The sequence below is a fragment of the Micromonospora sp. CPCC 205739 genome, assembly GCF_036906795.1.
Lineage (GTDB): Bacteria > Actinomycetota > Actinomycetes > Mycobacteriales > Micromonosporaceae > Micromonospora.
On record NZ_JBAKHS010000059.1, the window covers coordinates 1 to 1027 of the forward strand.

The 1027-nt window shown below is 65.8% G+C and carries 2 protein-coding genes; one reads left to right on the plus strand and one right to left on the minus strand.

Annotation, left to right across the window (positions count from 1 at the left end; translation table 11 throughout):
- Positions 1–87: 87 nt before the first annotated feature.
- Positions 88–504 carry an IS200/IS605 family transposase gene (gene tnpA, locus V6U88_RS30150; protein ID WP_334458296.1) on the minus strand — a complete coding sequence of 139 codons (417 nt, stop codon included), beginning with the start codon at positions 502–504 and terminating at the stop codon, positions 88–90.
- Between the two features lie 22 nt (positions 505–526).
- Between tnpA and V6U88_RS30155 the strand changes: the two genes are divergently transcribed.
- The coding region (locus tag V6U88_RS30155; protein ID WP_334458297.1) for an RNA-guided endonuclease InsQ/TnpB family protein at positions 527–1027 on the plus strand (501 nt) is incomplete at its 3' end.

The following is a 1027-nucleotide window of genomic DNA, read 5'->3' on the forward strand; positions in this document are numbered from 1 at the left end:
GCTACCGGGATGCGGGCCAGTGCTCCGCCCTTCAGGGCGGGGGTGAAGGCCCGCGCTGGGAGGGCCGCCAAGGCCGGAGCAGTGCCTTTAGACCGGGCGGTTCTGCTGCTCGATGTATTGACGCACGACACTCAGCGGTGCGCCGCCGACGGAGCCGGCGAAGTAGGAACCCGACCAGAGCTTGTTGGCCCGGTAGTAGTGCCGCCGTAGGTCGGGGAATTCCTGCCGGAGTCGCCGGCTGGACACGCCCTTGAGGCTGTTGACCAGCTTCGCCGGCGCCACCTTGGGCGGGAAGTTGACGAGCAGGTGGACGTGGTTGTTCTCGCCGTTGAACTCGACCAGCGTGGTCTCGAAGTCGGCGCACACCGCCCGCATGATCTCCTGCATTCGGGCGAGGTGCGCGTCGCCGAACACCTTGTGCCGGAACTTCGTCACGAAGACCAAGTGAGCATGCAGAGCAAAAACGCAATGCCTACCAGTGCGGATACCTTCGAGTTCAGCCATAAACCAACGGTACGGTGTACGGGTGCAGCTCCGTTACAACTACCGCGTCTACCCGACGTCGAGTCAGCAGCAAGCGCTGGCTCGGGCGTTCGGGTGCGCTCGGGTGGTGTTCAACGACGGCCTGCGCGCACGGCAGGAAGCGCAGGCCGAGGGTCTGCCGTATCTGTCGGACGGTGAGTTGTCCAAGCGGGTTACCGCGGCCAAGGCCACGCCCGAGCGAGCCTGGTTGGGCGAGGTTTCCTCGGTCGTCCTGCAACAAGCTCTGGCGGATCTGAACGTGGCGTACCGCAACTTCTTCGCATCCCTGTCCGGGAAGCGCAAGGGTCGCAAGGTGGCACCGCCGCGGTTCCGCTCGCGCAAGGACAACCGGCAGGCGATCCGGTTCACCGCCAACGCCCGGTTCAAGGTGCTGAACAACGGCCGGCTGCGGCTGCCGAAGATCGGCGACGTCGAGGTGCGCTGGTCGCGGACGTTGCCCTCCGCACCGTCCAGCGTGACGATCATCAAGGACGCAGCAGGCCGG

Bases quoted from the DNA above. Each gene is read 5' to 3' on its own strand.
- tnpA (WP_334458296.1), bottom strand. From the start codon at position 504: ATGGCTGAACTCGAAGGTATCCGCACTGGTAGGCATTGCGTTTTTGCT.